We start from the raw sequence: 14,174 nt of genomic DNA on the forward strand, positions 1-14,174 counted from the left end.
GCTACCTTTCCACCAAACGTTTGTTAGGTTTGAAGGTAGCAGCGCCCGGCGCACAGCGGGAGGGTGAGAAGGGGCCATGGCCGTCTCCATCGACCTGTCCGGCCGCGTCGCCGTCGTCACCGGCGGCACCCGCGGCGTCGGCGCGGGCATCACCCGGGCCCTGCTCGCGGCGGGCGCCGAGGTCGCTGTCTGCGCCCGCCGCCCACCGGACCACCCGGTCACGGCCGCCGGGCGCACGGCCCGCTTCCGGCCGCTGGACGTGCGGGACCCGGCAGCCGTCCCGGACTTCTTCGCCTGGGTGCGCGAGACGTACGGCCGCCTGGACGTCCTGGTCAACAACGCCGGAGGCAGTCCGTACGGGCTGTTCGCCGACTCCGGCCCGCGCCGCGCCGCACGGATCGTCGAACTGAACCTGACCGCCCCGATGACGGTCGCCCTCGGTGCCCACGAGGTGATGCGCGATCAGGACGGCGGCGGATCGATGGTGATGATCGGCAGCGTCAGCGGCACCCGCCCCTCGCCGGGCACGGCCGCCTACGGAGCCGCCAAGGCGGGCCTGGACAACCTCGCCCGCACCCTCGCCGTGGAATGGGCCCCCGCGATCCGGGTCAACACCCTGGTCCTCGGCATGGTCCACACCGAACTCGCGCCTCTGCACTACGGCGACGCCACCGGTGTGGCCGCCGTGTCCCGCACCGTGCCGCTGGGCCGCCTCGCCGCCCCGGCGGAGGCCGGTGACGCGTGCGTCTTCCTCGCCTCGGACCTCGCGGCCTACATCACCGGCGCGAGCCTGGCCGTCCACGGCGGCGGAGAGCGCCCGGCGTTCCTGGCGGCGGCGCAGCCGCCGGCCGACGCACCATCCGCAGAAGGAGGAGCAGGATGACAGGCATCTGCACCGGACGCGTCGCCGTCGTCACCGGTGCCGGCCGCGGCCTCGGCCGGGCGCACGCGCTCGCCTTCGCCGCCGAGGGCGCCCGGCTCGTCGTGAACGATCTCGGCGTCGGGCCGGACGGCGCCGGGGAGTCCTCGGGCCCCGCCCAGGAGGTGGTCGAGGAGATCCGGGCCCACGGCGGCCGGGCCGTGGCCCACGCGGGCGACATCGCCACCGCCGACGGCGCGGCCTCCCTCGTGGCCACCGCCCTCGACGCCTACGGGCGGCTCGACACCCTCGTCAACAACGCCGGATTCCTCCGCGACCGCATGCTCGTCAACCTCGGCGAGGACGACTGGGACGCCGTGATCCGCGTCCACCTCAAGGGGCACTTCCTGCCCCTCAAACACGCCGCGGCGCACTGGCGCGCCGAGGCGAAGGCGGGCCGCACCCCCACCGCGCGGGTGATCAACACCAGCTCCGGGGCCGGACTGCTGGGGAGCGTCGGGCAGGGCAACTACGCGGCCGCCAAGGCCGGGATCGTCGGCCTCACCCTCGTCGCCGCCGCCGAGCTGGGCCGCTACGGGATCCAGGTCAACGCCGTCGCCCCGGCGGCCCGCACCCGCATGACGGAGTCGGCCTTCGCCGAGACCATGGCGGCCCCCGACGAGCCCGGCGCGTTCGACGCGATGGCGCCCGGCAACGTCTCCCCGCTCGTCGTCTGGCTCGGCTCCGCCGCCTGCGCCGGGGTCACCGGACGGGTCTTCGAGGCCGAGGCCGGGCGGATCACCGTCATGGAGGGCTGGCGGCCCGGGCCGACCGCCGACAAGGGCGCCCGCTGGACCCCGGCCGAGGCAGGCGAGGCCGCGGCGACACTGCTCGCCGGTGCCCGGCCGCCGGGGCCGGTGTACGGGGCCTCCTGACGCGCCCGCGCCTCAGGGCACGCATCCGGCGCGCCGCAGCACCGTCAGAAACCGGGAGGCGAAGACCGGGTGACCATCGGCCGAGGGGTGCAGCCGGTCCAGCCCCTCCGGCTCCAGCAGCAGCCGCGCGCAGCTGGGCCCGAACACCTGCGGACCGTGGACGTAAGTCAGGTTCTTGTCGCCGTGGTCGCGCAGCAGCGCCACGGCCCGCCGTATGTGCGCCCGGCACTCGCGCATCGTCATCCCCGACGGCCCGGGCACCTCCTCCCGCTCGGGCGCGGTGATGGTCGACATCACGGCGAACGGGGTGTCGGGGTGCCCCTCCCGTACGGTGCGCACGAAGCCGACGAGCGCCGAGGCGAGCGCGTCGCGGTTGTGACTGCCGAGCGCCTGGATGTTGATGCCGACGCAGACGGTGAGCAGCTCGGCCGGAAGGTCCCGCATCAGCCGCGCCGTCATCGGCTGGAGGCAGCAGGCCGCCCCGAGGGCCAGCGAGGTCAGGTCCCAGCCGGCGCGGCGCGCCACCAGGGCGGCCCAGGTACGACTCGGCGACGCGGCCCCGCGCCCCTGCGAGATGGAGCTGCCGAAGTGGACCCAGCGCGGCCGCCGCTCCGCGCTGCCGCGGCTCTCGGGCTCGACGGCCGAACCTGCCTCCAGGGTCAGCCCCCGCAGCCGGAACTGGTGGTAGTACGGCAGCCACAGCTCGACCGCCGTCATGCGCCCCGGCAGCCCCTCGATCCGGACCTCCGCGTCCCCGCCGTGCGTCTCCAGAGGGGCCGTGGCCGTCCGCCGCCCGTCGCACACCACGTCGAGCCGGGCCCGCTCCTCGGGTCCGTTCAGCTGCGGCGGCGGATCGGCCTGGTAGCGGCAGACGAGCGAGGAGCTGTCGGTGCGCAGGGTCACCCGCACCCCGGACGGCATCGCGGCCCGCCCCAGTCCGCCCTCGGGGAGGTACAGCGCGGCGTCCTCGTACGGCAGCCGCCAGGGCGCGGTCCATCCGGGGCCGCGCTGGAGGGACACCGCGCCCCGGTAGGTCAGGCGCGGATCGTCGTCACCGATGTCGAGCGGGGCGGGCCGGTCATGCATGACAGGGAGTCTGGCACGCCCCACCGACACCACAGGCAGCAGCGAACCCGGCTCAGATGCTGATGCCGTGGGCGCGCAGATAGCTCAGCGGGTCGATGTCCGATCCGTAGGCGGGCCCGGTGCGCACCTCGAAGTGCAGATGCGGGCCGGTGGTGTTCCCGGTCGAGCCCGAACGGCCGATCTGCTGGCCGACGTTGACGCCCTGTCCGGCCCGCACCGACAGCTGGGACAGGTGCGCGTACTGGCTGTACTTGCCGTCCGGGTGCCGGATGACCACCTCGTAGCCGTACGCGTCCGCCCAGCCCGCCGAGACCACCTGGCCCGTGGCCATGGCCTTCACCGAGGTGCCGACCCCCACGGGGAAGTCGATGCCGGTGTGATGGCCGCTCGACCAGCTGGACCCGGACGCCCGGTACGAGGTGGTGGGGCTGACGCCGCTCACCGGGGCGGTGAAACCGGTGGCGGCGGCGGGCTTCGCGGCGGACTTGCCCGAGCGCCGCTCGGCGTGGTGAGCCTTGGCCTTCGCCTTGGCCTGGGCTCTGGGCTTGGCCTGGGCCTTCGCTTCGGGCTCGGCCTTCGGCGCGGCCGTGGCCCCGCTCAGGGAGAGCTTCTGGCCGGGGAAGATCAGGTCGGGGTCGGAGCCCACCGTCGCGCGGTTGTTCTCGTAGAGCGCCTGCCAGCCGCCGCGCACATCCTGCGTGTCGGCGATCCGGGACAGGGTGTCGCCGTCCACGACCACATACGGGCCGGACTTCGTGGTCGCGTTGCCCGGCAGGCTGGTGGGCGTCGGCTTGCTGTGCCGCACCCGCTCGGCGGTGCTCGCACTCTCCTTGGCCACCGTCTTGACGATCTTCGGGGCGCTCTGCGGCACGGCGCCGCCCTGCGCCAGACCGGCCTTCCCCGAGCACACCGGCCAGGCCCGCGGCCCCTGGGCGTCGAGCACCTTCTCGGCGACGGCGATCTGCTGGTCCTTGGTGGCCAGATCGGCCCGCGCCGCGTAGGCGGTGCCGCCGTACGCCTCCCAGGTGCTCTGGGTGAACTGCAACCCGCCGTAGAAGCCGTTCCCGCTGTTGATGTCCCAGTTGTTCGTGGACTCGCACTGGGCGACCTTGTCCCAGGTCTGGCTGGAGGCGGCGTTCGCGCCCGCGGCGGCGACGAGGGGAAGTGCGATGCCGGCGCCGCCCGCCGTGACGCTCAGCGAGGCACGGGAGATGCGGTTGGGCTTGTAACGGCGGTGGCGTCCCCGTAAGGGCATGGACGGCTCCTTCTCCTGCTGCCTGTGAGGTGCTGCCCGTGAGGCGGGCTGCCGAAGCGGGCCAAACATAAGGGGCCCGATTTGGCCACAACAAGAGGGAGTTCACCCCGGAAAAGGGCCACAGCGCGCTGTGCTGCGGCCCTCTTCCGATGGTGTGATGTGCATCACATGATTTCGGTCGGTGGTTCAAGTGGAACACAGGGTGACGGGCAGGTGAGGCCGTGTCACATCGGTTCCACCTGTCACACCCGTACCGCCAGCGACAGCGCGAAGCGGCCCTCGGCGTCGGTCCACCAGCGCCGTGACTCCAGCCCCGCGGCCGCCAGTTCGGCGCGCACCTTCTCCTCCCGGAACTTCGCGGACACCTCGGTACGGACCTCCTCCCCGGCCGCGAAGGACACCGCCAGATCCAGCGCGGGGATCTTCACGGTGAGGTCCTTGCGCGCCCGCAGCCGCATCTCGATCCACTCCCGCCCGGCGTCCCACACCGCCACATGGTCGAAGTCCGCGGGGTCCAGCTCGGCGCCCAGTTCGCGGTCCAGCACCCTGAGCACGTTCTTGTTGAACTCCGCGGTGACGCCCTGCGCGTCGTCGTACGCGGCGACGAGCGTGGCCTCGTCCTTGACCAGGTCGGTGCCCAGCAGCAGCGCGTCACCCGGCGCCAGCAGGGCGCTCACCGAGGCCAGGAACTCCGCCCGCTCGGGCGGCAGCAGATTGCCGATCGTGCCGCCCAGGAACGCCAGCAGGCGCGGCCCCGGGATGTCGTCGGGCAGCGTGAGCCCGCCGAGGAAGTCGGCGACCAGCGCGTGCACGGTCAGCTCCGGATGCTCGGCGAGCAGGGCGTGCCCGGCCGCTTCCAGGGCGCTCTCGCTGACATCCACCGGAACGTAGACGTGCAGATCCGGCAGCGCCTCGATCAGATGACGGGTCTTCTCGGAGGACCCGGAGCCCAGTTCGATCAGGGTCCGGGCGCCGGTGGCGTCCGCGATCTCCGCCGCGCGCGCGATCAGGATCTCCCGCTCCGCGCGCGTCGGGTAGTACTCGGGCAGCCGGGTGATCTCCTCGAAGAGTTCGCTGCCGCGGGCGTCGTAGAACCACTTCGGCGGCAGCTGTTTGGGGGTTCGGGTCAGCCCCTCGGCGACATCGGTGCGCAGGGCCGCGGCCGTGGCGTCGGCGGGCAGGGTGCGGGTGACGGTGAAGGGGCTCACGCGGAACCCTCCTTGAGTGCGGTGAGGAGTACATCGGTGCGGGTGGCGGTGAGCAGCGTGCGGTCGGGGACCTCGGTCCACTGCGGATCGTCGTCGTACGGCTCGGAGGCGACCACGACCGCGCTGTCCGGGCCGGTCAGGTACCACAGCGTGTCGCCCCAGGCGGTGGCGGCGATCGTCTCGCCGTCCATGAGCAGCAGGTTGAGCCGCGAACCGGGGGCGGCGGCGGCCACCGCCTCGGTGGTCCGGGCCAGCGCCTCGCCCGGCTCGTGGCCCAGCCGCAACGCGTGCAGCGTCAGCGCCCAGACCAGCGCCGAGTCGCAGCGCGCCTCCAGACCGAGCAGATCGGCGGGCGGCAGGGACGTGGCGAGCCCCGCGAGCGTGTGCGGCCAGCCGCGGACGGCCCCGTTGTGGCTGAACAGCCAGGCGCCGGAGGCGAAGGGCGAGGCGCCCGCCTCGCCGTCGGCGCTCGCCTCGGTGGCGTCCCGCACCGCCCCCATCAGCGCCTCGGCGCGTACCACCCGGGCGAGATCGGCGAACGACAGATCGCCCCAGACGGGCCCGGCGCGCCGGTAGCGCGCGGGCACCGGGTCGCCCGGGGCGTACCAGCCGACGCCGAACCCGTCGGCGTTGACGGTGCCGTGCGCCTGCCGCCGCGGCGCCCAGGACTGGGTGAACAGGCTGTGCTCCGGCGCGATGACGACCTCGCCGATGGGCCTCTCGGGCCCCAGGTACGCCAGATGCCTACACACCGGCGCCCCCGGTGAGCCCCCGCGTACCCGCCGCCCGCCGTCGCGTTCCGGCGCGCCGGCGCGCGCTCATGAGGCCTCCGCCGGGGACGCGTCGCGGGCGGTGCGGAAGCCCGAGAAGATCTGGCGACGGATCGGCAGGTCCCAGTTGCGGAACGTGCCGCGGCAGGCGACCGCGTCCACGGCGAAGGAGCCGCCGCGCAGCACCTTGTACGCGGGCCCGAAGAAGACCTGTGAGTACTCGGGGTAGGGGAAGACGGTGAAGCCCGGGTAGGGCAGGAAATCGCTCGACGTCCACTCCCACACGTCCCCGATCAGCTGCCGTACGCCCAGCGGGGAGGCGCCCCGCGGATAGCTGCCCGCCGGCGCGGGCCGCAGATGGCGCTGGCCCAGGTTGGCGTGGTCGGGGGTGGGGTCCGTGTCGCCCCAGGGGTAGCGCCGGGACCGGCCGCTGCCGGGGTCGTGGCGGGCGGCCTTCTCCCACTCCTCCTCGGTGGGCAGCCGGCGCCCGGCCCAGCGGGCGTAGGCATCCGCCTCGTACCAGCTCACATGGACCACCGGCTCCTTCGGCGGCACCGGCTCGGTCACCCCGAAGCGCCGGCGCAGCCACTGGCCGCCCTCGCGCCGCCAGAACAGCGGGGCGTCCAAGGCCTGCTCCTGCACGTGGGCCCAGCCCTCGGCGGTCCACCAGCGCCGCTCGGTGTAGCCGCCGTCGGCGATGAAGTGCGCGTACGCGCCGTTGGTCACCGGGGTGGTGTCGATGAAGAACGGCGGCACCAGCCGGTGGTGGGCTGGGCGCTCGTTGTCCAGCGCCCAGGGCTCGGACGAGGTGCCCATGGTGAACGGGCCGCCGGGGACCAGCACCTCGTCCGGCAGGGCGCCGCCGGAGGTGTCGGGCGGCGGCGGGGCGGTGAGGGCGGCCGGGCCGCGGCGCAGCTGATGGGTGATGAGCATCGTCTCGTCGTGCTGCTGCTCATGCTGCGCGATCATGCCGAAGGCGAAGGCCGCGTCGACGAGCGGGGCACCGCGCAGCTCGCTGCGCTCCAGGACGTCGAGCACCCGGTCGCGGACGTCCGCGACATAGCCGCGGGCCTCGGCGGGCGCCAGCAGCGGCAGCGTGGGGCGCGTCGCGCGCGGATGCTCGAACGCGTCGTACACCGAGTCGATCTCGGGGCGCAGGGCGTCCTGGCCGCCGACGGCGCGCAGCAGCCACTGCTCCTCCTGGTTGCCGATGTGCGCCAGGTCCCAGACCAGCGGCGACATCAGCGGGGAGTGCTGGGCGGTGAGGTCGTGTTCGTCCACGCAGGTGGTGAGGGTGTGGGTACGGTCGCGCGCGGTACGCAGAACCGATTCGGCGCGCTGCCGCAGCGTCTCGGGGTCGAATGCGGGGCCGGAAGCGGTCATGACCGTTCCTCCTTCCCGGGAAGGGGGGCGAGCAGATCGTCGGCCGGGCATCGGCCGCGGGCGACATACCGGTCGGCGAAGGCGGCGACGGCGGATACGACGGCGGGAGAGGCCCCGATCCGGGGCAGCGCCTCCAGCGCCGCGGCGAAGCAGGCCACGGCGGCGGCGCGCAGCTCGGGGTCGGTCAGGGCTTCACGGGTCGCCGTCATCCACAGCGGGTTGCGGGGCGCGGGCCGGGCGCCCGCCGTCTCGGCGAGCGGTTTCACCACGCGGTAGACGGTCTCCGCGGCCTGGGGGTCGTCGAAGAGCGCCACGGTCACGGCGAGCGGCACGATCCATCCGTCGTCGCCGCTCTGCGCGTCGATCATGCGCAGTTCGAGATGGCCGCGCGGGCGGACGGGCGGGAAGAGGGTCGAGACATGGAAGTCGAGATCGTCCTGGGTGGGCGGCCGCGGCAGGCCGGTCCGGGCCCACTGACGGAGGGTGAGGCCGTCCGGTACCGCCCAACGCGTGCCGTCGTCCCGGATGGCCATCACGGGCGCGTCCAGCACGTACCCGGTCCAGGCGGCGCGCGGATCCCCGCCGTCGGGCGGGGCGAGCGTGCGCCCGGGGTCCATCGCCGCCCACAGCGCCTGCCGGGTGGACCGGAAGCCGGTCGGGCGGCCCTCGCGCAGCGGAGAGTTGGCGAACGCGGCGGTCAGCACCGCCCCCAGCAGATGGGCCAGCCGCCAGCGCCGCCCGAGGCCCAGCGGACCGGGCTCCTCGTGCCCGGCGTCCACGCAGACCTGCACGGAGGCGGTGTTGCACATCATGGAGCGCCCCGCAGGCCCCCGGCGGTTGAAATAGGTCTCCATGGACTCGTAGCGGGGTGTGGTGAGGATCCTGCGCGGCGGGCGCCAGGGGTCGTGTCCATGCCCGGCGATGCCGAGGCCCAGCTCGGCGAGGAGCGAGCGGACGAGGACCAGATCGGCGGCTGCGGACTCCACGCACGCGGTGAGGGAGTCGGCCGGGAGGGAGCTGAGCTCCAGCTGACCGCCGGGTTCGAAGGTGAGCGCGGACGTGAGGCGCAGTCCGCGCAGCGCGGTGACCGCGGCTTCCAGCCGGGCCGCCTCGACGGGTCGTGCGGGGTCGTGCGGGTCGTACATGAGCCATTCGAGCTCGACGCCGATGCGTCGCGGGGGACCGGTCTTGAAACAGATGCCGTGGAGCCTGGCCTCCATCTCGGCCTCGTCGATCGCCTTGCTGTCGGGCACAGTCGTCATCTCCCGTCCCGTTCCGGCCATCGGATCGCTGTGATACGAACCGATATGTCGGCGCCCACTCTTGTCTCTCGAGGTCCCGGGCTCAAGGGTGCCTCCAGAGTTGCACAAGAGTTCACCGGGCGCCGGGCGGGGAAGGCAGGATGGCTGAAGCCTCCGTACGAGCCGGTTCCCCTGTTCGTACCGACTGGTTAGTATGTGCGCCCCGAGGCGTTACAGTGCCCCGACGCGCTACCGCGCCCCCTACCGAAAGCTTCTGGAGGCCACCGGATGCAGGCATGGCGAGTGCACGACAATGGCGAGCCGCGTGAGGTGATGCGCCTCGACGACGTGCCGGATCCGGTGGCCGGTCCCGGGGAACTGCTCCTGCGGGTCCGCGCCGTCGACGTCAACTTCCCGGACGCCCTGCTGTGCCGCGGCCACTACCAGGTGCGGCCGCCGCTGCCGTTCACCCCGGGCGTCGAGCTGTGCGGCGAGATCGCCGCCGTCGGCGAGGGGGCGCGGGGCGAGGTGGGCGCGCGCGTCCTGGCCACCCCCACGCTCCCCGCGGGCGGTTTCGCCGAATACGTGACCGTCGACGCGGCCACCGTGCTGCCCGCGCCCGACGCACTGGACGACGCCCAGGCCGCGGCCCTGCACATCGGCTACCAGACGGGCTGGTTCGGCCTGCACCGCCGGGCCGGGCTGCGGGCCGGTGACACGCTGCTGGTGCACGCCGCCGCGGGCGGCGTCGGCAGTGCCGCCGTCCAGCTCGGCAAGGCGGCCGGGGCGCGGGTGATCGGCGTCGTCGGCGGCGAGGACAAGGCCCGGGTCGCCCGCGACCTGGGCTGCGACGTGGTGCTCGACCGGCGCGCCGACGACATCGTGGCCGGGGTCAAGGAGGCCACCGGCGGCCGCGGCGCCGACATCGTCTACGACCCGGTCGGCGGCGACGCCTTCGCCCAGTCCGTCAAATGCATCGCCTTCGAGGGCCGCATCGTGGTGGTCGGCTTCGCCAGTGGCGTCGTCCCGCAGGCCGCCCTCAACCACGCCCTGGTCAAGAACTACGCCATCCTCGGCCTCCACTGGGGCCTCTACAACACCTACGACCCGGCCGCGATCCGCGCCTGCCACGACGAGCTGACCAAGCTCGCCGCCCAGGGCGCCATCAAGCCGCTGGTCAGCGAGCGAGTGCCGATGGCAGGGGCCGCGGACGCCGTCCAGCGCGTCGCCGACGGGGTGACCACCGGCCGCCTCGTGGTCGTCCCCGGACAGCCCGAGGTGGGCGCCCGATGAGCACTCCCGGGAAGGCCGCCGCACAGGACACCACGGCCGACGGGCTGCGGCGCCGCACCCGCGCGCTCCTCGAGGCCCACCCGCCCGCCACCACCGACCGCCTGGACTTCCTGCGGGCCCGCTTCGACGCCGGACTCGCCTGGGTGCACTACCCGGTGGGGCTGGGCGGCCTCGACGCGCCCCGCTCGCTCCAGGCCGTCGTGGACGCCGAACTCGAGGCCGCCGGGGCACCCGACAACGACCCCCGCCGCATCGGCATCGGCCTCGGCATGGCCGCGCCCACCATCCTCGGCTTCGGCACCGAGGAGCAGCGGCAGCGGCTGCTGCGCCCGCTGTGGACCGGCGAGGAGGTGTGGTGCCAGCTGTTCAGCGAGCCCGGCGCCGGCTCCGACCTCGCCGCGCTCGCCACCCGGGCGGTGCGCGACGGCGACGACTGGGTGGTCGACGGGCAGAAGGTCTGGACGTCCAGCGCCCACCTCGCCCGCTGGGCCATCCTCATCGCCCGCACCGACCCCGGCCTGCCCAAGCACCGCGGCATCAGCTACTTCGTCTGCGATATGACCGACCCCGGTGTCGAGGTCCGGCCGCTGCGCCAGATCACCGGCGAGGCCGAGTTCAACGAGGTCTTCCTGACCGGCGTACGCATCCCCGACAGCCGCCGCCTCGGCGAGATCGGCGAGGGCTGGCGGGTCGCCCAGACCACCCTGATGAACGAGCGCGTCGCCATCGGCGGCGGCCGCGTACCCCGCGAGGGCGGCATGATCGGCCTGGTCTCCGGGACCTGGCGCGACCGCCCCGAACTGCGCACCCACGATCTGCACCAGCGGCTGCTGCGGCTGTGGGTGGACGCCGAGGCCGCCCGGCTCGCGGGCGAGCGGCTGGGCCAGCAGCTCGCCGTCGGCCAGCCCGGCCCCGAGGGCTCGGCCATGAAGCTCGCCTTCGCCCGGCTCAACCAGGAGCTGAGCGCCCTGGAGGTCGAACTGCTGGGGGAGGAGGGCCTGCTCTACGACGACTGGACGCTGCGCCGCCCCGAACTCGTCGACTTCACCGGACGCGAGGCCGGCTACCGCTATCTGCGCGCCAAGGGCAACTCCATCGAGGGCGGCACCTCCGAGGTCCTGCTCAACATCATCGCCGAACGCGTCCTGGGCCTGCCGCCCGAGCCGCGGACCGACAAGGACGTCCCCTGGAAGGAACTGCCCCGATGAGCACCCCGGACCTGCTCTACACCGAGGCCGAGGACGATCTGCGCGCGGCCGTGCGGTCGCTGCTCGCCGACCGCTGCCCGCCCGGTGCCGTGCTGTCCGAGGCCGAGAGCGGCCGGGCGCACGACCTGGGGCTGTGGCGCTCGCTGGGCACCGAGATGGGCACGGCGGGGCTGCTCGTGCCCGACAAGCTCGGCGGGCAGGGCGCCACCGCGCGCGAGGCGGCGGTCGTGATGGAGGAGATGGGCCGGGCCTGCGCCCCCGTGCCGTACCTCACCAGCGCCGTCCTCGCGGTCGGCGCCGTGCTGGGCTGCGACACCGGCGAGGCCGCCGTGGCACGGCTGCTCGGCGGCCTCGCCGAAGGCCGCACGGTCGGCGCGCTGGCGGTTCCGGCGGCCACCACGCCCGGCAACGGCGCCCCGGACGCGACCGTGCGGGCGGACGCCGACGGGACGCTCAGCGGACGGATCCCCCATGTCGCGGGCGCGGCGGGCGCCGATGTGCTGCTCGTCCCCGCCGACGGACCGGACGGATACGGCCTGTACGCCGTGGAGACCACGGAGGCCAGCGTCTCCGTGGAGCCCCTGACCTCGCTCGACCTCACCCGCCCCATCGCCGCGGTGACCCTCACCGGCGCCCCCGCGCGCCGGCTGGCCGGGCCCGACCGCGCGCGGGCCGCCGTCGTACGGGCGCTGCTGACCGGCGCCGGACTGCTCGCCTCCGAGCAGCTGGGCGTGGCCGAGTGGTGTCTGGCCGAGACCGTCCGCCACACCAAGGAGCGCCATCAGTTCGGCCGCCCCATCGGGTCGTTCCAGGCGCTCAAGCACCGGATGGCGGCGCTCTGGCTGGAGCTGGTCTCGGCCCGCGCCGCCGCCCGGCACGCCGCCGACGCGCTGGCCGCCGACAGCCCGGACATCCCGGTCGCGGTGGCCGTGGCGCAGGCGTACTGCGGGCAGGCGGCCGTGCACGCGGCGGAGGAGTGCGTGCAGCTGCACGGCGGCATCGGCATGACCTGGGAGCACCCGGCGCACCTCTACCTCAAGCGGGCCAAGAGCGCCGAGACCCTGCTCGGCACCCCCGGCCGCCACCGCCAGGCGCTCGCCGCCCTGGTGGACCTCCCGGCCCCCACCGGCTGACCGGCCGGTGCCCGGTGAGTCCGCCCCACCAGGGGCCGGACTCACCGGGCACCAGCGGCATCCGGACGTCGAACGGGAAATCGGCACCCGTGTGGAGTACCCGCTTTGAGTGGATTCAGGACGATTCTGGGCCACACTGACGGCCGGATCCCGATCCCCTGAAGCGGCCCAGGAGGCTCCCCATGGCCATTTCGATCTCCGTGGTCCTGCTCCTGCTGATCCTGGCGGTGGTCTTCCTGCGCAGCGGCGGGCTGCGCGTCTCGCATGCCCTGGTCTGCGTCACCCTGGGCTTCTACCTGGCGAGCAGCAGTATCGCCCCGACCATCTCCGAGGGACTGTCCGCGACCGCGGACGTGGTCAGCAGCGTCCGCCCCTGACCGGCGCCCGCGGCCGCGGTACGGTCACCGCTCAGCGGCCGATCTCGACGTCCTCCAGCACGCCCAGGGCGTCGGGCACGAGAACCGCCGCCGAGTAGTAGGCGCTCACCAGATACGACGTCACGGCCTGGTCGTTGATGCCCATGAACCGCACGTTGAGACTGGGCTCGTACTCGTCCGGGATGCCCGTCTGGTGCAGACCGATGACGCCCTGGCTTTCTTCCCCGGTGCGCATCGCGAGGATCGAACTGGTGCCGGACTCGCTCACCGGGATCTTGTTGCAGGGCAGCAGCGGCACCCCGCGCCAGGCGCGCACCGCGACCCCCGCCACCTCGGCGCCCTGCGGATACAGCCCCCGGCTGCTGCACTCGCGGCCGAAGGCGGCGATGGTGCGCGGATGCGCCAGCAGATACTGCGTCTTGCGGCGGCGGGACAGCAACTCGTCCAGATCGTCCGGGGTGGGCGGACCGCTGCGGGTGTGGATGCGCTGGGAGAGGGCCGCGTTGTGCAGCAGACCGAACTCCTTGTTGTTGACCAGCTCGTGCTCCTGACGCTCGCGCAGCGCCTGGATGGTCAGCCGGAGCTGCTCCTCGGTCTGGTTCATCGGCTCGTTGTAGAGGTCGGCGACGCGGGTGTGGACGCGCAGAATGGTCTGAGCGACGCTCAGCTCGTACTCCCGCGGCTTCAGCTCGTACTCCGGATACGTCCCCGGCAGCGTCGGCTCCCCGGTGTGGCCGGAGGTGACCGCGATATCGGCCTCACCCTTCCGGTTCTGCGCGGGCGCGCTCCGCTCGGACGCCTCCCGGAGGTGGCCGCGCAGCGCCTCGGACCGGTCGGCGGCCTCCTGGAAGACCCGGCGGGGGAGGGTGAGCACCGTGGTCCGGGTGACGGCCCGCGCGGTGAACTCCCAGGTGCCCTCAGGTCCGGTCAGCACCGAGTCGCCGAAGAACTCCCCGTCGGCCAGCAGCCCCAGCGCCGTGCCCTCGTCGTACGCCCCGGGCGCGATCTGCCGGACCTTGCCGTGGGCGATGAGGAACACCTGGTCGGCCGGGCGCCCCGCCTCGACCAGCACATCGCCGGGCGCGTACTCCCGCTGCACGCAGCCGTCCGCCAGCGCCTCCAGCACCGCGGCGTCGCCGAAGCCGCGCAGCGTCGGCAGCTCACCCAGCTCGGGCGGGATCACCCGCACCTCGGATCCGGTGCTGATGAACTCGATCCGCCCGTCCCCGACCGTGTAGCTGAGCCGCCGGTTCACCCGGTACGTACCGGCCGACACCTGGACCCACGGCAGCACGCGCAGCAGCCACCGGGAGGAGACGGCCTGCATCTGCGGCACGGACTTGGTCGTGGTCGCCAGATTCCGGGCGGCGGCCGTTCCCAGACTCTGCGGCTGCTCACCGGACTCCACGGAGGTGGTCATCTGTGT

Annotated in this window: 13 protein-coding genes; 6 read left to right on the forward strand and 7 right to left on the reverse strand. The window is 73.7% G+C overall.

Going from position 1 to position 14,174, the window contains the following annotated elements:
- Positions 1-76: 76 nt before the first annotated feature.
- Together ASC60_RS22435 and ASC60_RS22440 are read left to right on the forward strand one after the other, a co-directional pair.
- Positions 77-883, forward strand: a complete 807-nt coding sequence (locus ASC60_RS22435; protein WP_055553744.1) for an SDR family oxidoreductase — start codon at positions 77-79, stop codon at positions 881-883.
- Positions 880-1,794, forward strand: coding sequence for an SDR family oxidoreductase (locus ASC60_RS22440; RefSeq protein ID WP_055553746.1), 915 nt, complete (start codon positions 880-882; stop codon positions 1,792-1,794). Before ASC60_RS22435 ends, ASC60_RS22440 begins: the two co-directional genes overlap by 4 nt.
- A 12-nt stretch (positions 1,795-1,806) precedes the next feature.
- Here the strand turns inward: ASC60_RS22440 and ASC60_RS22445 are convergent, their stop codons facing one another.
- The 6 genes from ASC60_RS22445 to egtA all read right to left on the reverse strand — a co-directional run bounded on the left by ASC60_RS22445 (position 1,807) and on the right by egtA (position 8,779).
- Positions 1,807-2,880: a GDSL-type esterase/lipase family protein gene (locus ASC60_RS22445; RefSeq protein ID WP_063787187.1), complete on the reverse strand. Its 1,074-nt coding sequence runs from the start codon at positions 2,878-2,880 to the stop codon at positions 1,807-1,809.
- Between the two features lie 52 nt (positions 2,881-2,932).
- Positions 2,933-4,135 (reverse strand): transglycosylase family protein, encoded by a 1,203-nt coding sequence (locus ASC60_RS22450; RefSeq protein ID WP_055553748.1) that lies wholly within the window; start codon positions 4,133-4,135, stop codon positions 2,933-2,935.
- Between the two features lie 242 nt (positions 4,136-4,377).
- The gene (gene egtD / locus ASC60_RS22455; protein ID WP_055553750.1) at positions 4,378-5,343 is read right to left on the reverse strand and encodes an L-histidine N(alpha)-methyltransferase; all 966 of its coding nucleotides are present in this window, start codon (positions 5,341-5,343) and stop codon (positions 4,378-4,380) included.
- Positions 5,340-6,095: an ergothioneine biosynthesis protein EgtC gene (gene egtC, locus ASC60_RS22460; protein ID WP_055553752.1), complete on the reverse strand. Its 756-nt coding sequence runs from the start codon at positions 6,093-6,095 to the stop codon at positions 5,340-5,342. Before egtC ends, egtD begins: the two co-directional genes overlap by 4 nt.
- Positions 6,096-6,161: 66 nt before the next feature.
- Complete coding sequence (gene egtB, locus ASC60_RS22465; protein WP_055553753.1) at positions 6,162-7,496, reverse strand: ergothioneine biosynthesis protein EgtB; 1,335 nt, start codon at positions 7,494-7,496, stop codon at positions 6,162-6,164.
- Positions 7,493-8,779 (reverse strand): ergothioneine biosynthesis glutamate--cysteine ligase EgtA, encoded by a 1,287-nt coding sequence (gene egtA / locus ASC60_RS22470; RefSeq protein WP_055553755.1) that lies wholly within the window; start codon positions 8,777-8,779, stop codon positions 7,493-7,495. Before egtA ends, egtB begins: the two co-directional genes overlap by 4 nt.
- Positions 8,780-9,025: 246 nt before the next feature.
- Between egtA and ASC60_RS22475 the strand changes: the two genes are divergently transcribed.
- The 4 genes from ASC60_RS22475 to ASC60_RS22490 all read left to right on the forward strand — a co-directional run bounded on the left by ASC60_RS22475 (position 9,026) and on the right by ASC60_RS22490 (position 12,748).
- Positions 9,026-10,030: an NADPH:quinone oxidoreductase family protein gene (locus tag ASC60_RS22475; RefSeq protein WP_055553757.1), complete on the forward strand. Its 1,005-nt coding sequence runs from the start codon at positions 9,026-9,028 to the stop codon at positions 10,028-10,030.
- Positions 10,027-11,238, forward strand: coding sequence for an acyl-CoA dehydrogenase family protein (locus tag ASC60_RS22480; RefSeq protein WP_055553759.1), 1,212 nt, complete (start codon positions 10,027-10,029; stop codon positions 11,236-11,238). Before ASC60_RS22475 ends, ASC60_RS22480 begins: the two co-directional genes overlap by 4 nt.
- Positions 11,235-12,371 carry an acyl-CoA dehydrogenase family protein gene (locus ASC60_RS22485; protein WP_055553761.1) on the forward strand — a complete coding sequence of 379 codons (1,137 nt, stop codon included), beginning with the start codon at positions 11,235-11,237 and terminating at the stop codon, positions 12,369-12,371. The genes ASC60_RS22480 and ASC60_RS22485 overlap by 4 nt, the downstream gene beginning before the upstream one ends.
- A gap of 182 nt (positions 12,372-12,553) precedes the next feature.
- The gene (locus ASC60_RS22490; RefSeq protein ID WP_009720740.1) at positions 12,554-12,748 is read left to right on the forward strand and encodes a hypothetical protein; all 195 of its coding nucleotides are present in this window, start codon (positions 12,554-12,556) and stop codon (positions 12,746-12,748) included.
- Positions 12,749-12,779: 31 nt separating this feature from the next.
- Here the strand turns inward: ASC60_RS22490 and ASC60_RS22495 are convergent, their stop codons facing one another.
- The gene (locus ASC60_RS22495; RefSeq protein WP_055553763.1) at positions 12,780-14,168 is read right to left on the reverse strand and encodes a family 2B encapsulin nanocompartment shell protein; all 1,389 of its coding nucleotides are present in this window, start codon (positions 14,166-14,168) and stop codon (positions 12,780-12,782) included.
- Between the last annotated feature and the right edge of the window lie 6 nt (positions 14,169-14,174).

Source organism: Streptomyces sp. NBRC 110028, assembly GCF_001417735.1.
Classification (GTDB): domain Bacteria; phylum Actinomycetota; class Actinomycetes; order Streptomycetales; family Streptomycetaceae; genus Streptomyces.

What these genes read in the sequence shown, in the direction of transcription:
- ASC60_RS22435 (WP_055553744.1), top strand. Translation starts at nt 77, where the DNA reads ATGGCCGTCTCCATCGACCTGTCCGGCCGCGTCGCCGTCGTCACCGGC.
- ASC60_RS22440 (WP_055553746.1), top strand. Translation starts at nt 880, where the DNA reads ATGACAGGCATCTGCACCGGACGCGTCGCCGTCGTCACCGGTGCCGGC.
- ASC60_RS22445 (WP_063787187.1), bottom strand. Translation starts at nt 2,880, where the DNA reads ATGCATGACCGGCCCGCCCCGCTCGACATCGGTGACGACGATCCGCGC.
- ASC60_RS22450 (WP_055553748.1), bottom strand. Translation starts at nt 4,135, where the DNA reads ATGCCCTTACGGGGACGCCACCGCCGTTACAAGCCCAACCGCATCTCC.
- egtB (WP_055553753.1), bottom strand. Translation starts at nt 7,496, where the DNA reads ATGACCGCTTCCGGCCCCGCATTCGACCCCGAGACGCTGCGGCAGCGC.
- egtA (WP_055553755.1), bottom strand. Translation starts at nt 8,779, where the DNA reads ATGGCCGGAACGGGACGGGAGATGACGACTGTGCCCGACAGCAAGGCG.
- ASC60_RS22475 (WP_055553757.1), top strand. Translation starts at nt 9,026, where the DNA reads ATGCAGGCATGGCGAGTGCACGACAATGGCGAGCCGCGTGAGGTGATG.
- ASC60_RS22480 (WP_055553759.1), top strand. Translation starts at nt 10,027, where the DNA reads ATGAGCACTCCCGGGAAGGCCGCCGCACAGGACACCACGGCCGACGGG.
- ASC60_RS22485 (WP_055553761.1), top strand. Translation starts at nt 11,235, where the DNA reads ATGAGCACCCCGGACCTGCTCTACACCGAGGCCGAGGACGATCTGCGC.
- ASC60_RS22490 (WP_009720740.1), top strand. Translation starts at nt 12,554, where the DNA reads ATGGCCATTTCGATCTCCGTGGTCCTGCTCCTGCTGATCCTGGCGGTG.
- ASC60_RS22495 (WP_055553763.1), bottom strand. Translation starts at nt 14,168, where the DNA reads ATGACCACCTCCGTGGAGTCCGGTGAGCAGCCGCAGAGTCTGGGAACG.